This is a genomic window from Chryseobacterium aquifrigidense (genome assembly GCF_006716485.1).
Lineage (GTDB): Bacteria > Bacteroidota > Bacteroidia > Flavobacteriales > Weeksellaceae > Chryseobacterium > Chryseobacterium vietnamense.
This window is the reverse complement of record NZ_VFPD01000001.1, coordinates 3,024,214-3,048,492: the sequence shown is the minus strand read 5'-3', so window position 1 is coordinate 3,048,492 and position 24,279 is coordinate 3,024,214. Positions and strand designations below refer to the sequence as shown.

The window sequence follows — 24,279 nt, the reverse complement described above, 5'->3', positions numbered from 1 at the left end:
CTATAATGGTTTTGCTTTTAACAAGCTGTCCGAAGAAATATTTTTCGGCTTGATGGAGGCACCATCTTTCAGGTTTCCAATTCCTGTGAATACAATTTTTTCTCCAGGCGCAAGCCCTTCAGAAATAAAATAATAGCTATCCGTTTTTCCTGATATTTTGATAGGTCTTCCGGTTACCTTCTGATCTTTACCCATTACATAGACATAGGTTTTATCCTGAATTTCGAAGGTAGATTCCTGAGGAATAACTACAGCATTTGAAATAAGCTGAGGCATACGTACTCTTCCCGTGTTTCCGGTTCTTAACGTTCCGTTGGCATTAGGGAAAACGGCACGTACACTGATCGCTCCGGTAGTTTTATCAAACTGTCCGTCTACAATACTTAGTCTTCCTTTTTCAGGGTAAGTACTGTTGTCAGCAATCACAAGATCTACCATGGGCATATTTTTCAGTTTTTCTTCTAAGCTTGCTCCCGGATATTTATTCTGGAAAGCGATGAAATCAAGTTCACTTAAAGAGAAATAGGCATAGATTTCACTGATATCAGATAATAAAGTCAATGGATTTACATCTGTTCTTGAGATCAGGCTTCCTTTTTTATAAGGAATTCTTCCGATATAACCGCTCACAGGAGCTGTAATGGTGGTAAATCCTACGTTGATTCTGGCGCTGCCTACAGAGGCTTTGGCTTGTGAAGCTGCAGCAACGGCAGCTTCATAATTAGCTTTTGCTGTTTTAAGCTGTACATCAGAAACTACTTTGGCAGCAACCAGTGGCTGAAGTCTGTCAACTTCTACTCGTGCTTTTTGAATATTGGCATTGGCAACCTGAAGATTAGCCTGAGCCATATTCATCTGCTCGCCATAGCTTCTTGAATCTATTTTAAATAACGGTTGTCCCGCTCTTACATAAGCACCTTCTTCTACATAGATTCTATCCAGATATCCATCTACCTGAGATCGGATTTCGACGTTGTTTTTCCCTTCCAAAGCAGTTGGGAACTCCTGATATGTAGTAGCGGGCGAAGTAATAACGGTATAAACCGGAAGTTCTGGAGCTGGAGGTGCGGCATTGGTTCCTTCTGCGGCTTTTGTGCAGCTCTGTAAAAGAATTATACTTGCAATAAGTACAATAAACCTTGTTTTTCCAGGTAATTTCATTGTTGGTTTAATTTTTTTAATGAAGTGTTAGAGGTAAGTAATGTGTTTTGATAAATGCTGTATTTTTTCCTAACAGTGTTAATAATTAGTTCAAAAAAAATTACAGAATTTTTAATGTCCAATAAAGTCGATTGTTTCCATAATTGAAATTGTTTTTAATGTATTTAAGTGTATAATGATGGTGTAAGGTGTGTTAATTTTACTAACAGTGTTAATTAATAAGCAAAAAATCACTAATTTTAACAACTTAAAAAGATGAATGGCTTCATAAATGTTTGAGTTTTTAATCAGGACTAACAGGAATTATCTATATTAATTCAGTGTTAATTTTCCTAACGGTGTTAATTTTTAATTCAAAAAAAATCTATAAAGACTTAATAAAAGCCGAAACAGTTTCGTCTAAAGTCGTCTTATTCATTGTTGAAGGGATATCAGCTGTACGCATCATCATAATAGAGATCATTCCGTGTACGGCAGAAAACAGAGCGTGAGACATATGACAGGCATTGTCCGGATTGGATCCGTTTTTCTTTATAATCTCATAAGTACATTCATAGATAAGCTCTTGGAATGATGAGAATTCCTTTTTCATCTGTCCTTTTCCGCAACACTGCATTCCAAGACCAAACATCAGCTGGTAATATTCCTTGTTTTTAAAAGCAAAGTTCCAGTACGCATCCACAATGGCAACAAGTTGCTCTTCCGGAGTATCGTGTTTCTGCTGAGCTTTTAATAATTCTATATGTAACTTGTGAAAGCCATCTAAAGAAATTTCAAATAGAATAGCTTCTTTATTTTCAAAATAATCATACACCACCGGGGCACTATACTCAATAGCGTCTGCTATCTTTCGCATAGAAAGTGATGCCCAGCCTTCAGTTTTAGCCAACGTAAAAGCAGCCTGCAAAATATTTGCGCGGATAGATTCTTTTTCTCGTTGACGGCGTTCATGTAGACCCATGATATTTATTTACTAACAGCGTTAGCAAAACTACAAACTTTTTAATATAACTTCCAAGGGATATTATGAGTTTTATAGATTTACCGACTTTTTAAAAATAATATACCAAAGCCGGGAAGCTGGAAGAATGGGGGCTGGAAGTTATTTCTGAGGTAAATAAATTGAATAATAGAATTTGACTATAACTATTTTTGAGACCTGAAAGTATTCCTTCCTGCAGCTTCCAGCTTCCTTACCCTGCAAAAATAATATCTCTGTTTAAGAACTCAGTTCAATTAATAAAAGAAATAATTATCTTTGCCACTAAAGAAATAAGGATATGAATACTCCCTCAAATATGCTGGCATTAGGAACAAAAGCTCCGTTTTTTGAACTTCCTAACCCGTCAAAAACGAATGAACTTCAGTCTTTGGATGAACTGAAAGGAGAAAAAGGTACATTGGTGATCTTTATGTGTAACCACTGTCCGTTTGTTCTTCATGTGATTGATAAGATCAATGAACTGTACGAAGATTATAACGAGCGTGGAATTGAATTCATTGCTATCAATGCTAATGATATTGAAAAATATCCGGCAGATTCTCCGGAAAAAATGATCGAATTCCAGATTGAAAGGAGATTTGATTTCCCTTATCTGTTTGATGAAAGCCAGGCTGTAGCTAAAGCTTATGATGCCGCTTGCACACCGGATTTTTATTTCTTTGATGATAAGCTTGACCTTGTATACAGAGGCCAGATGGATGATTCAAGACCTGGAAATAATAAAGATGTAACCGGAGAAGATCTGATTATTGCTTTTGAAAATCTTTTGGCTGGGGAAGCTCAGGAAGAAATTCAAAGACCAAGCATGGGATGCAATATTAAATGGAAATAATTACTGGTTGCTGGTTTATTTAGTTACTGGTTTTACTCAATAATACAAAGCTGCTCTTTTGGGGTAGCTTTTTTTGTTTCTTGCAGGGTTCTTTTCTCTCGCAGATTTTGCAGATGACGCAGATTTTTAATACATAGTAAATTTCTTCCTACGCTTTGTCACTCCGTAGAGTCTCAACACAGTTTGCATTCCTTTATTATAAACTTCTGAAATGTAAGCCTGGATTCCTACGGAATGGACAAGTATAACGCTTAGTATAACCATACGAATTGTCCTCAGGAATTTATACTACTATTAAAAACTTGCTTTAACCTTAGTCTCCTTTTCAACCTTCAGATCCACATTCACTTTATTATGAGAGTAATTTCTGATAAACTCAGAAGGAGTCTTTCCTGTATATTTTTTAAACATTCTGTTAAAATAGGTCACATTATTAAATCCACATTGATAACTGCATTCTGAAATAGATCTGTCCTGCGCCATCAGCAGGCATGCTTTATTAATTCTATAGCGGTTCACAAACTCTGTAAACGTAATCTGGGTGGCTTTTTTAAAGAAATTGCAGAAAGCAGGTAAAGTGAGGTTGGCAAGTTTTGCCACGTCTTCAATATCAATTTCCTTGTCGTAATGATGTTCTACATAAGTGAAGATGTTTTCAAGGCGGGTTTTATTTTTTGAAATAATGGTGTAGGGCATGATTTCTTTATTCAACAGATCATAATCTTCACATTTTGAAAGTTCAAAAAGAATTTCAAGCAATAATAAATATCTTTTGTAGCCTTCAGATTCCAGCATCAGTTTCAGTTTGGGAAGCATTACTTTTTTAACTTTATGATGAAAATGAATTCCATATTTTGAAAGTTCCAACAGGTTTTTGATGGATCTTACTTCTACTTCCTGCTGAGGAAACTGTAGAACTTCTTCCTTGAACTGGAGGACAATTTCTTCATGCGGATCAATAGAATTCAGGCCAAATCCGGAATGAGGAATATTCGATCCGATGAGTACCAGATCTCCGTTCGTATAATTACTTTTATGATAGCCCACGTGGCGGGTACCACTCCCGGAAATCACACATACCAGCTCAATTTCGGGATGATAATGGTATTCCCATTTGAATTCTGAAATAGGGGAATTATTATGAATCGTGCGGAATGAACTCTTTTCATTAGGGATAACCCTTTCAAAAGTAACTTTCATTTAATTAATCATATTTAATTACTAAAAATAGTAAATATATTAATATAGTTCAAATATTCATTTACTGTGTTAAATTATCGTTAACACAAATGCTTCTATCTTAGCCGACAAGAAATAACCTGAATGAGAAATCTTAACATCAAGGCCGTTTTATTTTTAAACTATTTTGTCTTTGCCATTCTTCTGAATTCTGTAGGAACAGTCATTCTACAGGTACAGCAGAACTTTGGAATTTCAAAATCATCGGCCAGTGTTTTGGAAGGCTTCAAAGATCTTCCCATTGCTATATGTTCTTTCATTCTGGCTTCATTTCTTCCGAAGATAGGAATCAAAAAATCAATGCTGACCGCCTTGCTTTTGGTAAGCTGCATGTGTTTTGTAATGCCTTTTACCAATGATTTTTGGGTATTCAAATTATTATTTGCAACGGTAGGAGTTTCCTTTGCATTAATCAAAATATCGGTTTTTACCTCTATCGGGCTGGTAACGGAAACAGATAAGGAACATTCCAGTTTTATGGGATTTCTGGAAGGTTTTTTTATGGTCGGAGTATTGGCAGGAAATGTTTTGTTCAGCTTATATATTGATGATCATAATCCGAAATCTACAGAATGGCTGAATGTATATTGGGTGCTGGGAGCTCTTTCAACGCTGTCTTTTTTATTCTTATTCTTTTCAAAACTGAACGAACAGGAAGCTAAAAGTGAGAAAACAGACCTCTTGGGTGATTTAAAAAACAGTGTAAGTTTATTCAGCTATAAAAAAGTATTGTGCTTTTTATTATGTGCTTTTCTTTTTGTATTGGTAGAGCAAAGCTTTCAGACGTGGACGCCTACTTTTTATAAAGAAATTTTAAAAGTGCCTACTTCTATGAGTATCCAGGCAGGTGCCGTTTTAGCAGGAGCTTTTGCATTGGGAAGATTTTTATCGGGATTCTTCTCCAAAAAATTCAGCTGGATCTATGTGGTTTCTTTCTGTGTAGTTGGTTTTGCTATCAGTTTACTGTTGGTTTTACCATTGACCCATAATATTCATATTGATACGAATACAAACTGGATGAATGCTCCTTTGGTTGTTTATTTATTTCCTTTGATGGGAGGTTTGCTGGCACCCATTTATCCGAGCATTAATTCTGTAATTCTGGCATCTATCCCGAAATATCTGCACAGTGCGATGTCAGGACTGATTGTTGTGTTCTCAGCAATCGGAGGAACTATCGGTTCTATTATCACCGGTTTTGTGTTTCAGGAGTTCAGCGGTCAGCAGGCATTTTATCTTTCCCTGATTCCGCTTTCATTACTGATCACCTCCGCGGTTTTCATGAATAAATTAAAAATTAATCCTAAAAAATAACAATGAGTAATCAGCTTTATATAAACGAAATTCAAAGTCTGTTTGATGATGTACAGAGATCTGAAATTTTTGAAGATCAGAAAATGATGACGGATGCAGTTCCTCTGTTTCCCATAGCAAAGATCAATGAGGACTATGAACAATCAAAAAATGCAGAAGGTTTTGATCTGAAAGATTTTGTGATGACTCATTTTGACTTTTTAGGGGCAAGAGTTTCTGTGCAGAGAGAAGACCAGCTTCCCATTCGTGAACATATCGAAAAGTTGTGGGATGAGCTTACCCGTACAGCGTATGAAGAAAAGGGTACTCTTTTAAAATTACCTAAACCTTACATTGTTCCCGGAGGCCGTTTTAATGAGTTTTTCTATTGGGACAGTTATTTTATCATGCTTGGACTGCAAGTGTCCGGCAGAGTGGAAATGATGAAAAACATTATTGAAAACTGTTCTTACCTGATCCAAAATGTAGGATTTGTTCCGAATGCTAGCAGAACGCATTTCCTGAGCAGATCGCAGCCTCCTTACTTTTCATTAATGCTTGATCTCCTTTTTGAAACAACGCATGATGAAACAATTTATACACAATACCATGAAACATTGGACAAAGAATATGCTTTCTGGATGGATGGTGAAGAAGGGCTTGAAAACAATGCCAGGGTAAAAAGAGTGGTGAGAACAGCAGCCGGAGATATTCTGAACCGTTATTATGATGCAGAAAATGCACCACGTCCCGAAAGTTATCTGATCGATATTGAAGATCATGAAACAGCTTCAGGAGAAGAATTTTACAGAAATATAAGAAGCGCCTGTGAATCAGGCTGGGATTTTTCCAGCAGATGGTTTGCGGACGGAGAACATATACAGACGATAGAAACTCTGAATCTTGCACAGGTTGATCTGAACTGCCTTTTATGGCATTTGGAGATGACTTTGGCAAAATCTTCAGCACTTCAGGATCTGAGTGAAAAAGAAAATTATTTTTCAGAAAGAGCAGCAAGCCGAAGACAGATGATCAATAAATATTTCTGGGATGGAAATACTAACAATTATAAAGATTATCACACAAAAAAAAACACAAAAACACCGTCTGAACATATTGCTGCTCTTTACCCTTTATTCCTGGGTATTGCAGATCAGAAACAGGCTGAGGCTGTTGCCAACACTGTTGCTGAAAAGTTCCTTTATCGTGGCGGGCTTGTTACCACCACTAAAAACTCAGGGCAGCAGTGGGATCTTCCCAATGCGTGGGCTCCTTATCAATGGCTTGGCTTTAAAGCAATGAAAAATTACGGCTTTGATGAGCTGGCAGAAAAAATTAAAAACAACTGGTGTTCCAATGTAGAAAGAGTCTACAAAAATACCGGGAAACTGATGGAAAAATACAATGCATTAGACACAGAAACAATAGCAGGCGGCGGGGAATACCCCAATCAGGACGGATTCGGTTGGACGAATGGAGTGTATTTACAATTACAACAAAACTGAAACTAACTATAAAAATAAGGCTATGAAAAAAAAATCAATCTTTTTAATCGCCGCAACAGCTACATTATATTTTAATAATGCTTATGCCCAGGAAACGCCGCAGGATTCTGCAAAAGTTTCCTCTATCGATCAGATTGTCATCACAGGAAACTCAAATCCAAAGAAAAAAATAGAATCCAGTACAGCGATTTCCACATTTAGTGCCAAAGAAATCCAGAAGCAGAATCCGATCAGTGCTGCTGCTTTATTACAGAGAGTTCCGGGATTTGCCGTGGAAACTTCAGGAGGAGAAGTAGGAAACAACCTTTTTGCAAGAGGGATTCCTTCTGCAGGAGCGTACGAATTTGTACAGGTTCAGGAAGACGGTCTTCCGGTTTTTGAAGACGGAGCGCTTCAGTTTGCCAATGCAGATAACTTTTTCCGTGTAGACAATTCGGTCAGCCGTATGGAAGCCTTGAGAGGAGGTTCCGGATCTATTTATGCAACGAATTCTCCAGGAGGTCTGATCAACTTTATTACCAGGGAAGGAACTAATGATTTCAGAGGTACAGCAAAACTTGAAACAAGTACTTATGGATTAATGCGTACCGATGTAAACGTGGGAGGAGCTTTAGTTCAGGATAAATTATTTTTTAATGTCGGTGGTTTTTACAGAACAGATGACGGAATCAGAAAAACAGGTTTCAAAGCCAATAACGGCGGACAGATAAGAATGAACCTGAAATATGTTTTCGATAAAGGGTATGTAAAAGTATATTACAAAAAACTGGATGACAGAAATACATTCTTCCTTCCGATTCCTTTGGTACAAAACGGTAACAAGCTGAAAGGATTCCAGGGGTTTGATCCTAATTATGGAACCTACAGCTACAGAGCCATCAGCCAGCTGAATATTCCACAGGCAGGAGGCGGATTTTTCAACAGAAATCTTGAAGATGGAATCCATCCGAAAGTAGATGTATTGGGTGCTGAATTTAAATATGATCTTGGAAATAATTTCACGGTTTTAAACAAAACCAGATATACCGATATCAATATGAATTATACTGGGATTTTCCCGGCAGGAGGCCCAAAACTAGCTTCTAAATATGCCACTGATGCTGTGAAAGACGGTGGACTTGGAATGAGTAACTATCAGTATTCTCTGGTAAGCAACGGAGCTGTTGTCAACCCTGAGTATGTACAAAAATTAGGATTCTGGGCAATCGACAAGCAGATGAATAACTTCGTGAATGACTTACAATTCAATTATAAATTCGATAAAGGAAATGTTACCGCAGGATTTTACAAATCCAACTGGAAATCTCAGCAATATTGGAACTGGAGTAATGTTCTGGCAACTGCTACGGACAGACCTGAGCTTTTAAATCTGGTAAACCCTTCTATGAGTCCGTCTGATAATGGGTATTCTAAAACCTACAACGGAGTAATGGATATGACATTCTTACAAAGAAGAACTCAGACTCAGGGAAGTTTGAATGACCTTTATGTAAACCTTGATTACAACATTACCGATGCTTTAAGTGTAAATGGAGGTCTTCGTTACAGCCACGATTATTACAAAGGAAATTTTGCCAATACAACAAGTTCGAATTTAAATAATTCAGGGTTAACAACTGATGGAACTCACAGCTTCAACACAACAACCGCTGATGATAATATGAGTGTATTGGGAAACAAATATACCTATTGGAATTATAATATTGATAAAGTATCCTTCACGGCGGCAGCTAATTATAAAATCAACAGAGAGAATGCAGTGTATGCACGTTTTTCTAACGGTTTCAGATCACCGAATGAGGAAGCTTATTACAACTATTTCTCCAATCCAAACCCTGATAAACCTTTAAAATCAGTAACAACAAACCAATTGGAGGTTGGATATAAATATTACTCGCGTACTTTTGATGTAGCAGTGATTCCGTTCTATTCCACATTAAAAAACCTGTCATTTACAGATATCTTCTCAGATGGAAAGTCTGAAAATACATTTGCCAATACAGAAAATTATGGAGTTGAATTAGAAGGTTATGCCCGATTATTCAATAATATCTTGGAAGTTACCTTTAATGGAACCATTCAAAGCCCAAAATATAAGAATCTTGAAGCAGGAAGTGTTCTTGAAGGAAATGTAGTAAGAAGAATGCCGAAGTTTTATTTTAATCTTTCACCGGCAGTCAATATTACCAAATCATGGAGAGCCTATGTAAGTATGAATTATTATGGAAAACGTTTCCAGGATGAAAAGAACGTACAGACGTTGCCTTCTTTCACAGAATTTGGGGCGGGAATGTCTTATCAGCTAGGGAAAATACGCTTTGCAGTGGATGGAACCAATATCTTTAATACCATCGGAATCACAGAAGGTGATCCAAGAGCAGGTTCTCCAAATGGAGACGGAATCATCATGGCAAGACCTATTATGGGAGCCGCTGCCAGAGCATCCATCACATTGGATTTCTAAATTCTATTTCTTTATAACAGCAAAACCGTTAGAATTTCTGACGGTTTTGTATTTTTTTATTATTTCCGATAAAAAGTCTAAATACATTGGAAATATCAATATTTATATCATGGATTAACAGGTCGCTCCTCCGGAGCTCTAACGTTAAAACATATACGTTATATTAACAGTTAGCTCCCATTGGAGCTAAATTTGATCCCATCGGGATAAACTGTTAGTAGAAAAATGAGATCACCGTAAAATAAAGCTCCGGAGGAGCGACCTGTTAATTATGTTTAAATTTTATAGAATGATTTTTATATAAGTATCAGATTTAAGTTTTGATTTCAGACGTTGGTACAATTAAAACCCTCAATCTCTCAAACTCTCAAACCCTCCGACCCTTTTACTTCAAAAACGGATTATACTGTTTCTCAAAACCAATCGATGTAGGATTTCCATGTCCTGAGAAAACCTGGGTATCATTATCTAAAATAAAAAGTTTCGATTGAATTCCTTCGATCAGCTGGTCATAATTTCCTTTATACAGATCTGTTCTTCCGATACTTCCTTCAAAAAGAACGTCACCCGAAATCATGAACTTCTGTGTATCATTGTGATAGACAACGCTTCCCGGAGAATGTCCCGGAACATGATAGATTTTGAACTTTTCTCCATCCAGATCCAGTTCGTCACCTTCCTTCACATATTCTATATTCACTTTTACAGGGTTGATCTGCATTCCGAACCGCATACCACTTGCCTGAAGCATATCCAGTACTTCCTGATCTTCCTGATGCATACTGACAGGTACATTGAATTTGTCAAAAGCCCACTGAAGTCCCAATACATGATCAATATGAGCGTGGGTTAAAAGAATTTTCTGAATCTTCAGTTCTTTCTCTGTAATAAAATTATGAATAGCCTGAGTTTCCTGAGCATTCATATTTCCCGGATCGATTAACCAGGCATTTTTATTTTCGTTATAGATGATATAAGTATTTTCACTCGCAAAGTTGAATACGAAACCTTGAATCTGAAGCATATCTGAATATTTTTGATTCAAAAATACGATATTATTAAGAAAATGGCTATTTTTCGTTATCTTCGTCATAATGAAAACTTTGCGAATACTCTTACTTTCTTTGGGCGGACTGGTTTTTGGACAAAATATCCAAAGTGTTCAGCTGTTCAATCCTCAGACTAATGATGAAACCCCTGTAATTAAGATAGGTGAACAATTGGTTTTAGGTTTTGATGATCTTACAAACGGCAGTCAGATCTACAGATATACCTTCAAGCATTATGACAGAAACTGGAATGAAGATAATCTGTTTTTTACAGAATTTGCTACCGGAAGTATGAATGCTTTGCTGGACCAGTTTCAGTATTCATTCAATACATTGCAGGCTTATACGCATTATAAACTGGTTTTTCCGAATGATAAAATCCAGCTGAAAGTTTCAGGGAATTATGAATTGATTGTCTACAAAGATTCGGCAGACCAGCCACTTTTCAAAAAAAGATTCTATCTGGTAGAAGATGTAACCGCTGTGGGTTTAAATATTTCGAGATTTGCGGATGCAAAAAATCCCAATGTTAATCAGAGGGTAGAAGTGAATGTTTCTCCGAAAGGGGGTGATATTTCTTCCAATGTCAATTCTATCACCATGAATGTGATGCAGAATAACAACCCGAATATGGTGATTTCCAATCTTAAGCCTAGTAGTGTTTTAGGAAATCAGGTGTTATTCCAGCAGATGAATCTTGTTTTTCCGGGAGACAATGAGTTTTATTATTTCGATAATAAAAATATGAACATGGCAGCGGATATGGTGCGTGCTACTGAAATAAAAGATGATGTCAACCAGACTTACCTTCATCCGGTATGGGCGTTTCCTTTAAATTATCAGTATCAGCCAGATGTGAATGGAGCATGGTATTACAGAAGAAACGACTTGGGAAGAGAGAGAGATGCGGAAAGAGAAGCTGACTATTCATGGGTTCATTTCTATCTGGACTCTGATCCTGTGGATAAAGAAATTTATGTGCTCGGAGGATTTAATAATTATAAGCCAGGCAAGGAAAATCAGATGCAGTATGACGCATCCACCAAGCAGTATGTAGCGAAAATATTCCTTAAACAAGGGTTTTATAACTATGTGTTGGCTACAAAAGAAGGAAATGGCGCTCTGAATTTTGGAGAAGTGAATGGTAATTTCTGGCAGACAGAAAACCTTTATCAGGCCTTTCTTTATTATGCGCCATTTGGAAGAAATTATGATGGTTTAATGGGATATGGAGAATTCAGAACCCCCATTGCCAATAAACGGTAAGTAATTATAATTTAAAATATACATAAAAAATAGGACTGTCTCTTAAGATAGTCCTATTTTTTGTCTGTATTGAAAAGAATTAATCTCTCAAATCTTATATTATGACTAATTTTTTCATAATATAATGCACTACATAGTGAAAAAAAATAATTCACAAAATTTTGATTTTAATTAAATTTTTTAACATAAAATTCACATTACGAAAAAATTATGTTTAAATAATTTTCTTTTTTTTAAAATCATTATTGTGTTTTATTTATTGATTTATAATATCAATTGAATTTTATTCATCGTTTTTGTTGTTTTATTGTGAAAAGTTTATAAATTCTTCACCACAATCAACCAATATTAATATGAAAACGAAATTTATCTTAGTGGCAAGTGTTGCCGCCTGCTCCTTTGTGTTTGGACAAAACACTCCATCGAAATTAGTTCCGGGTAAAAGCGGACTGCATGCTGAATTTATGAGATTTGAAAAAAATGCACCTGCGTATCAGGGAAGCCCTGTTTTATTTGACGAAGCTTCTCAGAGACTTTCTCCGGGACAGGCCCGTAAACTAGGCTTAGAAAAAGATGCATTGGGTTTTGAAACTCAAAGATTTCAACAGACCGTAAATGATATTCCTGTAGAATACGGAATGATGGCGGTACAAACAAAAGACGGCAAAATTGTAGGACAATCCGGAAAATGGGTTGTTAAAGTTCCGAAAGGGCTTGACAAAAATGCCAGCCTTGCTGAAAATGCAGCTTTACAGAGTGCTTTGTCATTTGTAGGAGCAGAATCCTATAAATGGAAAAATAAAGAAGAGGAAGATTTTCTTAAAAAAGAAACCGGTGATCCCAATGCAAGCTATACTCCAAAAGGTGAACTGGTTTATTATTCAAATCCTGATGATGACAAGCTGAATGATTTAAGGCTCGCTTATAAATTTGATATCTATGCTGAAAAACCATTAAGCAGACAATATGTTTTTGTAGATGCTAAAAATGGGAAAGTACTTGGAGTAGATGCCATTATTCATGAAGTAAACACACCGGGAACAGCCGTTACAGGATATAGCGGAACCCGCAACATCACCACAGATTCTTATAACGGAAGCTATCGTTTAAGAGAAACCGGAAGAAATGCGGGAACTTCAGTAGAAACCTATAATCTGAAAAAGGGAACCAGCTATGCTTCTGCGGTAGACTTTACAGATACAGACAATAACTGGAATAATGTTAATACCAATAAAGATCAGTATGCTACCGATGCTCATTGGGGAGCAGAAATGACAGTGGATTATTTCTACACAAAATACGGACGTAAGAGTATTGATAATAATAATTTCGCCATAAAATCTTATGTTCACTATTCTACCAACTATTTTAATGCGTTTTGGGATGGCTCCAGAATGACTTATGGTGACGGAAGCTCTACCACCAACGGTGGAAAACCTTTGACAGCAATAGATGTATGTGGGCATGAAATTACACACGGGCTCACTTCTAAAACGGCTAATCTTGCTTATCAGAGAGAATCCGGAGCATTGAATGAAGGTTTTTCAGATATCTTCGGGAATACCATTGAGCGTTGGGCAAGACCTACACAGGCAAGCTGGACACTGGGAGAAGATTTCAATTATGTAATCAGAAATATGGCCAATCCTAATGCGTACAGCCAGCCGGATACTTATATGGGAACCTATTGGAAAACGACTACAACTTCGGGTTGTGTTACTCCAAGCCAGTCCAATGACTATTGCGGAGTGCATACCAATTCAGGAGTACTTAATTTCTGGTATTATTTATTAGTAACAGGAGGGTCAGGTACGAACGATAAAGGTTTTGCTTATAATGTTTCCGGAATCGGACTCGATAAGGCTGGGGCCATTGCCTACAGAACATTGACAACTTATCTGACGTCTTCTTCTACCTATGCGAATGCAAGAACCTATTCTCTTCAGGCAGCCGCAGATCTGTATGGATCAGGCAGCAATGAAGTAACACAGGTTACCAATGCCTGGAATGCTGTAGGTGTAGGAGGTGGAACTTCTCCTTCAGGAAAAGTGGCAGCAGCACAAACAGCCCTGTATACCATAAGCCCGAATCCTGCAACCGACAGATTTACCATCAACTTTGAAGGGAAATCAGGAAAAGGAATTGTAGAATTGGTAAGCCTTACAGGTAAAAAAGAAATTTCTGAGAAAGTAGAAATTACAGACGGGGTGAATAAGCTGAACATCCAGCTTCCTTCCAATATTCTTCCGGGAGTATATATTGTATTGGTAAACGGAGAGAAAGCAGGAAACCTGATTAAAAAATAGCACCAAATTTTTTTATATATGTCAACAAAATGGCCGCAAGTTAATTCCTGCGGCCTTTTGTATATTGTAAGTAAAGAAGATTATACCAAATAGAAATCATTCAGTTTTTCTTCACAAAGCGTTTTTACAACTTCAATCCATCGGTCTTCATCATTCAGACATGGGATATAGTGGAAATTTTCACCGCCGCCATGCATGAACTGCTCTTTTCCTTCTACAGAAATTTCTTCCAGGGTCTCAAGACAGTCAGAAACGAAAGCCGGACATACAATAGCCAGGTTTTTGATCCCTTTTTTACCAATTGTTTCCAATGTTTCATCGGTATAGGGTTCAATCCATTTGTCTTTTCCTAATCTTGACTGGAAAGAAACAATAGTCTTCTCTTTAGGTAAGTTTAATTTGTCAATGACAAGCTGTGTCGTTTTATAACATTGATGACGGTAGCAGAACTGATGACTTGGATTATCATCCCTGGAACAGCAGTCATTAAGATTACAGGTCTTCGTAGGATCTGTCTTATAAATATGTCTTTCCGGAACTCCATGATAAGAAAACTGTAATGCATCGAAATTTTCGGGAAGCTTTTCCTTAATGCTTTCCGCAAGACAGTTAATATAAATATCTTTGTTATAGAAAGGCTGAATATAATTAATTTTTATACCTGGAAACTTCTTTTTTCTTACCTCTTCGGCTTTTTCAATGACCGTTTCCGTTGTACTCATCGCATATTGAGGATACAGAGGAAAAAGAACGATTTCAGTGATTCCCTGATCTACCAGTTTCTGAATACCGGTTTCAATGCTCGGTTGTGCATATCTCATTCCGATTTCCACAGGAACATCTACTACTTTCTGAAGCTTTTTCTGAATCTGTTCAGTGATGACAATCAGCGGAGAACCTTTATCCGTCCAAACCGTTTTATACGCTTCGGCAGATTTTGCTGGTCTTGTTTTCAGGATTATTCCCTGTACAAGAAGGGCACGAAAGATCCAACGGTAATCAATCACTCTTTCGTCCATCAGAAATTCATCAAGATATTCCTTTACATCGTTTACAGAAGTAGATCTCGGTGATCCGAGGTTGACTAGTAAAATTCCTTTCTTATTCAATATTCTAAATTTTAATTATGAAACAGAAGTTATAAAATCTGTTACTAATTTTGATACTTTAGCAAAGGTATTACTTTCCAGTAAGCCATTGCTTCCAAATTTGCCTTTTATCCCTTTTATTAATGCCTGATGTTTATCATCTGCTATGGCTCCGAGAGTTTTTAAAATCAACAACAATTCTTCATGCCCCTTTTCTCCACTGGCAGAAGCGGTGATCACAGCAACAGGTTTTTCAGAAAATACTGTTGTGGAAACACACCATTCCAAAAGATTTTTTAATCTTCCGGGAATACTGAAAATATATTCCGGTGTAGAAAATATAACACCTGCAGAGTTTTTAATATCCTCTCTGATCTTCAGAACTTCTTCCGGAGTATCCTCATCAGTTAATGTGGTATCAAAATGCGGAAGAACAGAAAGATCAGCATACAGCTGAAAATCTGTGTTGTCTGTCTTTTCCAGCACCTGTTCCGTCAGTTTCTGATTGCTGGAATTTGCCGAAGCACTTCCAATAATCACCAAAATTTTCTTTCCGGGAGGTATTTTAACTGTTTTATCCATTTACAGCTTCTACTCTTTCTACCAGGTCCGGAACGAATTGCTTTAAAATATTTTCAATTCCGTTTTTCAAAGTAGCAGTAGAACTTGGGCATCCGGAGCATGCACCCTGTAGAAGCATTTTTGCTGTTTTACTTTCCTGATCATATTCCATCAGAGAAATTTTTCCACCATCATTTTCTACGGCAGGAGCTACATATTCATTTAAAATATCAGAAATTTTCTGCTCATCTTCAGTATAATCTCTGTTGATAATTTTTTCAACAGGATTTTCATGTTTCTGAGGTTCTATTTTTGAAATTTCACCTCCGTTCTGAAGATATTCGGCGATAAGTGCACGAACAGTCATCATCACCTGGTGCCATTCAACAGAATTATCTCTTGTAACGGCTACAAAGTTGTCCGAAATGAAAACTTCCGTTGCAAAATCAAACTCTTTAAAAATAGCCAATGCTAAAGGAACTTCTTCAGCAGCTTCTTTCGATTTTACTTCTACAAAACCATCCATCAGTAATTTGCTGGAAACAAACTTCATTACATTGGGATTCGGAGTCATTTCAGCATAAATCTGATACATTTCTTTTTTCTTCTGAAGATAAATTCTCGGGTTGGCCAGTAATTCATCTTCAATCACATTTTTCAGACTTTCAGCAACATGTTCCCATTCTATGGTATCCTGTTTTGCCACAGCTACAAAATTAGCGGTAATGAAAACTCTTTCCACAAAAGGATAATTGAAAAGTTCCTGTGCCAAAGGAATTTCTGAAATATCTGAATTTCTGTCCAGTTCTAAAGAACCCGGGATGAGATTGTAATCTGCTACAAATTTCATCACTTTTGGGTTTTCAGTTGGTTCTATAAGTACGGTACGCATTTTTTCGTTAAATTTGAGATACAAAAATACGCATTAGAAGTTAGAAGCTGAAAATTGAGAGTTAGATTTTTGCTATCACTGTAATTTAGAAGTTAGATATCAGAAAAGATAGGGTATTTTAATTTTCAATTGGGCACATTTTCACATTTCAAATTAATATTATGGCACTAATAAAACAGCTTTTAGGAAAAGCACCACAGATCGGAGAGAATACTTTTTTAGCAGAAACGGCAACCATTATTGGCGATGTTACAATGGGAAAAGACTGCAGTGTCTGGTATAATGCAGTGATCAGAGGTGATGTTCACTATATCAAAATGGGTGACAAGGTGAATGTTCAGGATAATGCAATGCTGCACTGTACTTATCAGAAATATCCTTTGAATATCGGTAACAATGTTTCTATCGGACATAACGCGATTGTTCATGGATGTACCATTAAAGATAATGTATTGATCGGGATGGGAGCTATTGTGATGGATGACTGTCTTGTAGAAGAAAACTCTATTGTAGGAGCTGGTTCTGTAGTGACTCAGGGAACCCATATCAAATCCGGAGAAGTCTGGGGAGGAGTTCCGGCAAGAAAAATCAAAGATATTAATGCTCAGTTACTGGAAGGAGAGGTGAACAGAATTGCAGATAACTACGTGAAATATTCATCATGGTATAAGGAGAGTGTGAAGGATCATCAATTTTAGGTTGTTTGGCGAATAGCGAATAGTTAATTCGCTGCGCTTGTCAATTATTTTTGGCAGTAAAATGCACTATTCACTTACGAAGCACAATTCACCATTGATCTATTTAAAATAAATATAAAAGCTCTGTTTGAAGACAGAGCTTTTTCGATTTGATATAGAACCTTTGCGTTATTGTTAATTATTATCTGGTGTAATAAGTCTGATCTTACCATTGACACATTTAAGTGATGTGGGAGGCGTGATCATCATACAGTCAGATGTAATATTATACTTTTCATTAAAAGCTTTCACTTTATCCGTATACTCATTCACTCTTTGTAAGAAAGTTTCTTCTATTTTCTTAGGATAGGCGATGTATTGCTGAGGTCCGCCACAGGCTTTTGATCCCATAGGAGCAAATGCCCATTCACTGGCATCCGTACATTTTTCTCCTGATACTTCAGATTCAATAGAAGCTTTTAATCTATCCAGCTGTGCCTGCTCATATTTCTGACTGTCTTCGTCAGCAGGTCTGTCTGCGATATCAATAGGAAGATTGGTATTGGCATTCTTTGAGGTATTACATGAAACTAAAGTTAATGTAGTACACAATACTATTGCCGGGATATGAAAGAATATTTTTTTCACAATAAACGTTTTCTTTTTTATAATTTTTCAAAACTTATGCCAAGGTAAGAAATTCAAATTCATTTCCGTATTTTTGACGAAGATGAATAATCATTTTTTTGACTTAATAGAGTATACCAACAGAAGCGTTTTTTTAACCGGGAAAGCCGGAACAGGAAAGACGACATTTCTTAATGATTTTGTACGGCGCACAAAGAAAAAGCATATTGTAGTAGCTCCCACGGGAATCGCTGCCATTAATGCAGGAGGAGTAACCATCCATTCCATGTTTGGACTGCCGTTAAGAACCTTTCTTCCTACTACAGAAAGGATAGATACCAGTTTGGCTAATAATATTGCCGATCTGATGCCTCATTTCAAATACCGTAAAGATAAGCTGAAGCTTCTGAGAGAGGTTGAAATTATCATTATCGATGAGGTTTCAATGCTGAGGGCTGATGTTCTGGATATGATGGATTTTTCTTTGAGATTTATCAGAAGGAATAATCAGAGATTTGGAGGGGTACAGATGCTCTTTATCGGAGATTTGTTTCAGCTTCCTCCGGTGGTAAGGGATGAGCATATCCTGAAAATGTATTACAATTCACCCTTCTTTTTTGACAGCCATGCCATTAAGGAAATTCCAATTGTCACCATTGAGCTTACAAAAGTATACAGACAATCTGATGAAGAGTTTCTGGAAATTCTGAATGCAATCCGTGACGGCGATGTGGATAATATAGACTTTAATCATCTCAATGAAAGGTATGATCCTGATTTTGATATGGGAAAAGAATCTTATGTATATCTGTGTTCTCACAACAAAATGGCAGATGAAATCAACCAGGAAAAACTGGCGGAAATTAAAGTTGATCCTCAGGTGTATGAAGCTAAACTGGTGGGGGATTTTAAAGAAAATCAATTCCCGAACGAACAGTTTTTAGAATTGAAAATAGGAGCTCAGATCATGTTTATCCGAAATGATATTTCCGGTGAAAAGAAATATTTTAACGGAAAACTGGGCGAGATTATCGGGTTGGACGAGAACGAAATCCGTGTTGTTCTGGATGAAAGTGAGAGAGAAATTGTTGTAAAAAGAGAAACCTGGGAACAGAAAAAATATTTTCTTGATACGGATAAAAATATCAAAGAAGAAGTGTTGGGAAGTTTCGAACAGTTTCCTATCAAATTGGCATGGGCCGTTACTATTCACAAAAGCCAGGGATTAACGTTTGATAAAGTGATTATTGATGCCGGGAAAAGTTTTACTGCCGGACAGGTATATGTTGCTTTATCCCGTTGCAGAACCTTGGAAGGAATTGTTTTAAAATCAAAAATTACTCCCGAAGTAATCTTCAAGGATAACAGGATTCTGCATTTCCATACGGATACTATTGCCAATGATCATGTAGAAGCTATCCTGAATCAGGAAAAATATGATTACAGCATCAGAAAAGTATTGCGTACGTTAGACTGTACATGGTTTTTGAAAGAAGTGGAGGAGTGGAATAACCTTTCCATTGTCACCAAGAATATTGACCATGTTAAAACCAAGCAGCTTTATCTTCAGCTGAAACATGAAGCGGTTAATTTGGGGAAAATATTTGAAAAACTGGAACGTATCATTTTTCAGAAAGTCAATAATTTTATTGAACAGAAAGAAGAATGGTCCGAAATTGAAAGCAAATCAAAAGGCGCTGTTAATTTCTTCTTTACAGAAATCAGAAATAAAATTTTCGATCCTTTGAAAGATTTTTATGCCGAAATAAAGGGCGCGAAAGGCTTAAAACAATACAACGAAGAATTTAAAAGCTGGCTGGAAGATATTGAAGAATATCTGAACAGCCTGAGAGACATTCACCTTCTTGAAACGAAACTTTTAGATGAAAAGAATGATAAAGAAATCAATCTGAAAATTGCTAAAGTTCCGTCACAGGTTTTAACCTTCCAGTTGTTTGAACAGGGAAAAACCATAGGAGAAATTGCATTGGCAAGAGGATTGGTGAAAGAAACCGTTATCGGCCATCTTGCCAAATTTGCCGAGCAGGGATTACTGGATATTTCCCGAGTCATTACTTCAGATAAGATCAAGGCTTTTGAAGATGAGTTCTACAAAAACCCGCATGAAACATTGACTGAATGGAAAAATGCACTGCCCAATCATTTTGAATTTAACGAAATCAGGATTTTAATTAATCATTATAATTATAAAAAAGAAAAGAACTCATAAGAGTTCTTTTTTTGATATGAATTTTTTGAAAACTAAGGATACATCGCATTGATGGTATTGATGTCTCCGGTAGTAAATCCGGTTCTGCTATAAGTAAAATTACTGTTATCAGCTCTGGTAATCGTTGGCAGTCCATTTTTAGAATAAGAGGTTGGCCAATACATCATCACAGAATTAATATTGAAAGGTCCTATATCTGTTCCGGAATTATAGATATTGAAATTATAAGACTGTCCGCTTTGGATATTGTTCCACAGGATTTTTACATATTGATCTCTGTCTTTACGCGTATGTTCGTGGTAAAGTCCTACCGTATGTCCCATTTCATGAATGACTGAGCCTACAGAAATATATTGGTCCAAAGAAACGGTTTGTTTTCCACCCTGATATCCGATATGTGCCCAGCCGTCAGATCCTGATGAGCTTCCGAAAATAAATTCAACATAATTAGACTGGTTGGTACGGTAGATCCACTGCGTATTCGTTTTATTATTGTACTCGCTGATGGCAGAATTGATTTTATTAATATTAATGGAACCCATATTGCTGGCAATGGTATAATAGATTTTCCCATTAGGCCATCTTGAATAACTGGCACCGCCTTTATTAACTTCATTACCCTCTGATAGTTGTTTGTCTGTAAGAACAATATCTCCCTGAAAGAAATTCATTCCGTTTTTTCTTTCATAGGTAATTTCCTGGCCATTCAATTGTCCTTTTTTTACATTGTCTGCGTTGAAGGCATTGGCTTGAGCTTCAGAAGCAATTTCCTCATTGTTTTTACTGCAAGAGGAAAATGTAGCTGCAATAAGAAAACTCATAAACACAGTTTTTCCTGTCAGCATCTGCTTATAAAACAGGCTGTTTGTTTTTTTGATCATATTAAAGTTTTTAAAAATTTGGTATACGAATATAATGAATATCTCTCTTTTTATTGAATTATTTTTGTTAAAATATATTTTTTAATGCGATTATTTAATTTTAAACTCACATAAGCAAAACGATGTAAACAAAAATTTTATTCCAATAGTTTTTCCCTGAACTGATCAATTGTTTTTATTAATTACAAAAAGTAACTAATGCAGTTTTTATGTTTTAAATTTGTTTGGTTTTTAAGAACTCAATTTAGAATATGAAATTGACAGAGGAGATTCACTATCACCTTTGGAAAAATTAACGATCTCAATATGAAAAATTTTGAAATTTCTGTTTTAGATCTTGCGCCGGTAAAGCAGGATAAAAGCATTCACGAAACTTTTCAGGACAGCTTATCATTAGCGAATCATGCTGAAAATTTAAATTATAAAAGATTCTGGCTGGCAGAGCACCATAATATGGAAAGTATTGCCAGTTCAGCAACCTCTGTTTTAATTGGTTTCATTGCCAACGGAACGAAAACTATAAGGGTTGGTTCGGGAGGAATTATGCTCCCTAACCACAGCTCCCTGATCATAGCAGAACAGTTCGGAACACTGGAATCTTTGTTTCCCGGAAGAATTGATCTTGGTTTAGGAAGAGCTCCGGGAACAGACGGACTTACAGCCCAGGCTTTGGGAAGAAACCCAGCTATCATCAACGAACAGTTTCCAAGACAGATTCTTGAACTTCAAAGATATTTTTCAAAAGAAAATTCGGATGCGATGGTTCGTGCCATTCCCGGAGAAGGACTTGATATCCCGCTTTATATTCTGGGATCCAGTACAGACAGTGCATGGCTGGCTGCAGAACTAGGTTTGCCGTACGCATTTGCAGGACATTTTGCTCCTGAGCAGATGGAAATGGCTTTTAAAATTTACAGAGAACATTTTGAACCGTCAAAATATCTGGACAAACCTTATATCATCGCTTGTGTTAATGGTGTGGCAGCAGAAACTTCAGAAGAAGCTCATAAAATATCCACAACTTTATTTCAGGCATTCATCAATATTGTAAGAAATGACAGAAAACCTTTTGCTCCACCCGTGGATGATATGGACGAAATCTGGTCCCCGATGGAAAAATCCATGGTGTTGCAGAAACTGAGATATACCTTTATCGGAGATCAGGCTGAAGTTCAGGAAAAACTTAAAGATTTCCAGGAAAGATTCCAGGTTGATGAGCTGATGATCAACTCACATATTTATGATCATCAGAAAAGATTGAGATCTTACGAGATTTTCAGAGAGGCAGCAGACTCCTTATCCAAAGCGTAATAAACCATCCATAATTAATTGGCAGATGCTTATTTTTATGAGTATCTTTGCAAAAATAAAAAGTAAAAATGTCCGATATTAAATTAAATACTATTCCAGAGGCTATTGAAGACCTTAAAAATGGTAAAATAATCATAGTAGTAGATGATGAAGACAGAGAAAATGAAGGTGATTTTCTTTGTGCTGCAGAACTGACAACGCCGGAAATTATCAATTTTATGGCACTTCACGGAAGAGGACTGATCTGTATGCCGCTTCCTGAAAAAAGATGTGATGAGCTTGGCCTTGAAGTAATGGTAAGCAGAAGCAGCGATCCTAAAGAAACTGCCTTCACCGTATCCGTTGACCTTCTGGGTAACGGAACATCTACCGGAATTTCTGCAGGTGACAGAGCAAAAACAATTTTAGCACTGATGGATGAAAAATCCAAACCTACAGACTTTATGAGACCTGGTCACATTTTCCCGCTTCGTGCAAGAAAAGGTGGTGTATTGAAAAGAGCCGGACATACTGAAGCTGCAATCGATCTTACGAATTTAGCTGGGTTGAAAGAAGGAGGAGTGATCTGTGAGATCATGAATGAAGATGGTACAATGTCCCGTCTGCCGGAACTTCACGCTTTTGCGCAAAAACACGATATGAAGATCGTTTCTATCGAAGACCTGATCCATTATCAGCTTAAAAAAGGAAATCTGGTAGAAAGACTTGAAGAGAAAAAAGTAAAAACACATTATGGTGATTTTGATTTTTATGCTTTCAGAGAAACTTCCAATGAACAGATCCACTTTGCATTGACAAAAGGAACATGGACAGTAGATGAGCCTGTTTTGGTAAGAGTACAGTCTTCAGATTCTTATTTCGATGTACTGACAAGATTAAATAATGGTGAGAAACCCCTGTTGGAAAAAGTAACAGGTATGGTTAATGAAGCTGGAAAAGGTGCCATCATTTTCATTAATAACGTTTCAAACTCTGAAAATACATTGAGAAAGCTTCAGCAGTTCCTGAACTATCAGGACGGCCAGGAGCAGCATCCTACATTAGCGTACAACTACAGAGATTATGGAATCGGAACGCAGATCTTAAAGAATTTAGGAATCAATAAGTTCAAAGTAATCACTCAAAACCCTAATATCAAACCTCAGGTTGGAGGATATGATGTAGAGGTTACTGAGATGGTACAACTTTAGTAAATGAACAGTCGGTAATGAATTTTTTCATAATAAATGACTGTTTCTAATATAAAATATAAGGTTTAGGATTTTTCTAAACCTTTTTTATTTTTAAATTATGACTGAGTCTTTAAAAAAACACATCCGGGGCTATATTGATATTTCAGACGAAAAGCTGGATAAATACTGCAGTGCCTTTCATCTTCAGAAAATAAAGAAAAGAGAATTCCTTTTAAGAGAAGGTGAGATTTGCGAATTTGAAGGATTTGTGGTAAGTGGCTGCTTAAAAGTTTTTCATACCCATCATAATGCAGCCGAACAGATATTGTATTTTGGAATTGAAAACTGGTGGATCTCCGATATTGATAGTTTTGTGAACCGTATTCCTTCAAAGCTCAATATTCAGGCGCTTGAGGATAGCGAGATTCTTCTCATTCCCCAAATGGAAAAAGAAAAGTTATATGCTGAAATGCCGGAGATTGAAAGATTAATGAGACTTAAATTTCAAAAGTCAATTATAGCATTACAGCGTAGAATTATTGATAATCTAAGCAAACCTTCAGATGAACGTTATGTAGAATTTTTAAAAGATTATCCACAGACAGCCAATCGTCTTACCAATATTCAGATTGCGGCCTATCTGGGAGTAACTCCTGAGTTTATCAGCAGAATCCGGAAGAAAATTGTCAGTAAAAGCTGATTTTTGAAAAATAAAAAGTCCC

Annotated in this window: 20 protein-coding genes; 11 read left to right on the top strand and 9 right to left on the bottom strand. The window is 36.7% G+C overall.

The annotated features are described in order from the left end of the window. Entirely contained in the window at positions 1-1,161 is a 1,161-nt protein-coding gene (locus FB551_RS13655) for an efflux RND transporter periplasmic adaptor subunit (protein ID WP_047434978.1), read from the bottom strand. Positions 1,162-1,525: 364 nt separating this feature from the next. Next, positions 1,526-2,122 carry a TetR/AcrR family transcriptional regulator gene (locus FB551_RS13650; protein WP_142017878.1) on the bottom strand — a complete coding sequence of 199 codons (597 nt, stop codon included), beginning with the start codon at positions 2,120-2,122 and terminating at the stop codon, positions 1,526-1,528. A 319-nt stretch (positions 2,123-2,441) separates the two neighbouring features. On the opposite strand from FB551_RS13650, the gene FB551_RS13645 reads away from it, so the two are divergent. Next, a complete protein-coding gene (locus tag FB551_RS13645) occupies positions 2,442-2,996 on the top strand; it encodes a thioredoxin family protein (protein WP_034694944.1) in 555 nt (184 codons plus the stop codon). A gap of 294 nt (positions 2,997-3,290) precedes the next feature. Here FB551_RS13645 and FB551_RS13640 read toward each other — a convergent pair whose 3' ends face one another. Next, positions 3,291-4,196 (bottom strand): AraC family transcriptional regulator, encoded by a 906-nt coding sequence (locus FB551_RS13640; protein WP_047434970.1) that lies wholly within the window; start codon positions 4,194-4,196, stop codon positions 3,291-3,293. 123 nt (positions 4,197-4,319) lie between these two features. Here FB551_RS13640 and FB551_RS13635 point away from each other — a divergent pair, with 123 nt between their 5' ends. The 3 genes from FB551_RS13635 to FB551_RS13625 are packed head-to-tail and all read left to right on the top strand — an operon-like array spanning position 4,320 to position 9,497. Next, positions 4,320-5,549, top strand: coding sequence for an MFS transporter (locus FB551_RS13635; protein ID WP_142017877.1), 1,230 nt, complete (start codon positions 4,320-4,322; stop codon positions 5,547-5,549). A gap of 2 nt (positions 5,550-5,551) precedes the next feature. Continuing rightward, positions 5,552-7,033: a trehalase family glycosidase gene (locus FB551_RS13630; RefSeq protein ID WP_142017876.1), complete on the top strand. Its 1,482-nt coding sequence runs from the start codon at positions 5,552-5,554 to the stop codon at positions 7,031-7,033. A gap of 22 nt (positions 7,034-7,055) precedes the next feature. Beyond that, positions 7,056-9,497, top strand: coding sequence for a TonB-dependent receptor (locus FB551_RS13625; protein WP_047435897.1), 2,442 nt, complete (start codon positions 7,056-7,058; stop codon positions 9,495-9,497). A gap of 385 nt (positions 9,498-9,882) precedes the next feature. On the opposite strand, the gene FB551_RS13620 is transcribed toward FB551_RS13625, so the two are convergent. After that, the gene (locus FB551_RS13620; RefSeq protein WP_142017875.1) at positions 9,883-10,521 is read right to left on the bottom strand and encodes an MBL fold metallo-hydrolase; all 639 of its coding nucleotides are present in this window, start codon (positions 10,519-10,521) and stop codon (positions 9,883-9,885) included. Positions 10,522-10,591: 70 nt separating this feature from the next. On the opposite strand from FB551_RS13620, the gene FB551_RS13615 reads away from it, so the two are divergent. Together FB551_RS13615 and FB551_RS13610 are read left to right on the top strand one after the other, a co-directional pair. Further along, positions 10,592-11,812, top strand: coding sequence for a type IX secretion system plug protein (locus FB551_RS13615; protein ID WP_047434961.1), 1,221 nt, complete (start codon positions 10,592-10,594; stop codon positions 11,810-11,812). A gap of 353 nt (positions 11,813-12,165) precedes the next feature. Then, complete coding sequence (locus FB551_RS13610) at positions 12,166-14,118, top strand: M4 family metallopeptidase (RefSeq protein ID WP_142017874.1); 1,953 nt, start codon at positions 12,166-12,168, stop codon at positions 14,116-14,118. Positions 14,119-14,198: 80 nt separating this feature from the next. Here the strand turns inward: FB551_RS13610 and hemH are convergent, their stop codons facing one another. From hemH to FB551_RS13595, 3 genes are read right to left on the bottom strand one after another with little or no spacing between them, the layout of a single operon-like run. Further along, the gene (hemH, locus tag FB551_RS13605) at positions 14,199-15,227 is read right to left on the bottom strand and encodes a ferrochelatase (RefSeq protein ID WP_142017873.1); all 1,029 of its coding nucleotides are present in this window, start codon (positions 15,225-15,227) and stop codon (positions 14,199-14,201) included. A 15-nt stretch (positions 15,228-15,242) separates the two neighbouring features. After that, entirely contained in the window at positions 15,243-15,788 is a 546-nt protein-coding gene (locus FB551_RS13600) for an NADPH-dependent FMN reductase (protein WP_226798692.1), read from the bottom strand. Beyond that, positions 15,781-16,659, bottom strand: a complete 879-nt coding sequence (locus FB551_RS13595) for an iron-sulfur cluster biogenesis protein NfuA (RefSeq protein ID WP_047434954.1) — start codon at positions 16,657-16,659, stop codon at positions 15,781-15,783. Before FB551_RS13595 ends, FB551_RS13600 begins: the two co-directional genes overlap by 8 nt. A gap of 161 nt (positions 16,660-16,820) precedes the next feature. Between FB551_RS13595 and FB551_RS13590 the strand changes: the two genes are divergently transcribed. Then, positions 16,821-17,357 carry a gamma carbonic anhydrase family protein gene (locus FB551_RS13590; RefSeq protein WP_142017872.1) on the top strand — a complete coding sequence of 179 codons (537 nt, stop codon included), beginning with the start codon at positions 16,821-16,823 and terminating at the stop codon, positions 17,355-17,357. A 174-nt stretch (positions 17,358-17,531) separates the two neighbouring features. Here the strand turns inward: FB551_RS13590 and FB551_RS13585 are convergent, their stop codons facing one another. Beyond that, positions 17,532-17,984 (bottom strand): hypothetical protein, encoded by a 453-nt coding sequence (locus FB551_RS13585; protein ID WP_047434951.1) that lies wholly within the window; start codon positions 17,982-17,984, stop codon positions 17,532-17,534. Between the two features lie 82 nt (positions 17,985-18,066). Between FB551_RS13585 and FB551_RS13580 the strand changes: the two genes are divergently transcribed. Beyond that, a complete protein-coding gene (locus FB551_RS13580; RefSeq protein WP_142017871.1) occupies positions 18,067-20,193 on the top strand; it encodes a helix-turn-helix domain-containing protein in 2,127 nt (708 codons plus the stop codon). A 32-nt stretch (positions 20,194-20,225) separates the two neighbouring features. Here the strand turns inward: FB551_RS13580 and FB551_RS13575 are convergent, their stop codons facing one another. After that, positions 20,226-21,074, bottom strand: coding sequence for a M12 family metallopeptidase (locus FB551_RS13575; RefSeq protein ID WP_142017870.1), 849 nt, complete (start codon positions 21,072-21,074; stop codon positions 20,226-20,228). 306 nt (positions 21,075-21,380) lie between these two features. Here FB551_RS13575 and FB551_RS13570 point away from each other — a divergent pair, with 306 nt between their 5' ends. From FB551_RS13570 to FB551_RS13560, 3 genes are all read left to right on the top strand, one after another. Further along, on the top strand, positions 21,381-22,385 hold the full coding sequence (locus FB551_RS13570) for an LLM class flavin-dependent oxidoreductase (protein WP_142017869.1): 1,005 nt from the start codon (positions 21,381-21,383) through the stop codon (positions 22,383-22,385). Positions 22,386-22,453: 68 nt separating this feature from the next. Beyond that, complete coding sequence (gene ribB, locus FB551_RS13565) at positions 22,454-23,575, top strand: 3,4-dihydroxy-2-butanone-4-phosphate synthase (protein WP_047434942.1); 1,122 nt, start codon at positions 22,454-22,456, stop codon at positions 23,573-23,575. A gap of 100 nt (positions 23,576-23,675) precedes the next feature. Beyond that, the gene (locus FB551_RS13560) at positions 23,676-24,257 is read left to right on the top strand and encodes a Crp/Fnr family transcriptional regulator (RefSeq protein WP_142017868.1); all 582 of its coding nucleotides are present in this window, start codon (positions 23,676-23,678) and stop codon (positions 24,255-24,257) included. Positions 24,258-24,279 lie beyond the last annotated feature (22 nt).

Bases quoted from the DNA above. Each gene is read 5' to 3' on its own strand.
- FB551_RS13560 (WP_142017868.1), top strand. From the start codon at position 23,676: ATGACTGAGTCTTTAAAAAAACACATCCGGGGCTATATTGATATTTCA.
- FB551_RS13645 (WP_034694944.1), top strand. From the start codon at position 2,442: ATGAATACTCCCTCAAATATGCTGGCATTAGGAACAAAAGCTCCGTTT.
- FB551_RS13650 (WP_142017878.1), bottom strand. From the start codon at position 2,122: ATGGGTCTACATGAACGCCGTCAACGAGAAAAAGAATCTATCCGCGCA.
- ribB (WP_047434942.1), top strand. From the start codon at position 22,454: ATGTCCGATATTAAATTAAATACTATTCCAGAGGCTATTGAAGACCTT.
- FB551_RS13575 (WP_142017870.1), bottom strand. From the start codon at position 21,074: ATGATCAAAAAAACAAACAGCCTGTTTTATAAGCAGATGCTGACAGGA.
- FB551_RS13640 (WP_047434970.1), bottom strand. From the start codon at position 4,196: ATGAAAGTTACTTTTGAAAGGGTTATCCCTAATGAAAAGAGTTCATTC.
- FB551_RS13635 (WP_142017877.1), top strand. From the start codon at position 4,320: ATGAGAAATCTTAACATCAAGGCCGTTTTATTTTTAAACTATTTTGTC.
- FB551_RS13655 (WP_047434978.1), bottom strand. From the start codon at position 1,161: ATGAAATTACCTGGAAAAACAAGGTTTATTGTACTTATTGCAAGTATA.
- FB551_RS13630 (WP_142017876.1), top strand. From the start codon at position 5,552: ATGAGTAATCAGCTTTATATAAACGAAATTCAAAGTCTGTTTGATGAT.
- FB551_RS13595 (WP_047434954.1), bottom strand. From the start codon at position 16,659: ATGCGTACCGTACTTATAGAACCAACTGAAAACCCAAAAGTGATGAAA.
- FB551_RS13580 (WP_142017871.1), top strand. From the start codon at position 18,067: ATGAATAATCATTTTTTTGACTTAATAGAGTATACCAACAGAAGCGTT.
- FB551_RS13610 (WP_142017874.1), top strand. From the start codon at position 12,166: ATGAAAACGAAATTTATCTTAGTGGCAAGTGTTGCCGCCTGCTCCTTT.
- FB551_RS13625 (WP_047435897.1), top strand. From the start codon at position 7,056: ATGAAAAAAAAATCAATCTTTTTAATCGCCGCAACAGCTACATTATAT.
- FB551_RS13590 (WP_142017872.1), top strand. From the start codon at position 16,821: ATGGCACTAATAAAACAGCTTTTAGGAAAAGCACCACAGATCGGAGAG.
- FB551_RS13620 (WP_142017875.1), bottom strand. From the start codon at position 10,521: ATGCTTCAGATTCAAGGTTTCGTATTCAACTTTGCGAGTGAAAATACT.
- FB551_RS13570 (WP_142017869.1), top strand. From the start codon at position 21,381: ATGAAAAATTTTGAAATTTCTGTTTTAGATCTTGCGCCGGTAAAGCAG.
- FB551_RS13615 (WP_047434961.1), top strand. From the start codon at position 10,592: ATGAAAACTTTGCGAATACTCTTACTTTCTTTGGGCGGACTGGTTTTT.
- FB551_RS13600 (WP_226798692.1), bottom strand. From the start codon at position 15,788: ATGGATAAAACAGTTAAAATACCTCCCGGAAAGAAAATTTTGGTGATT.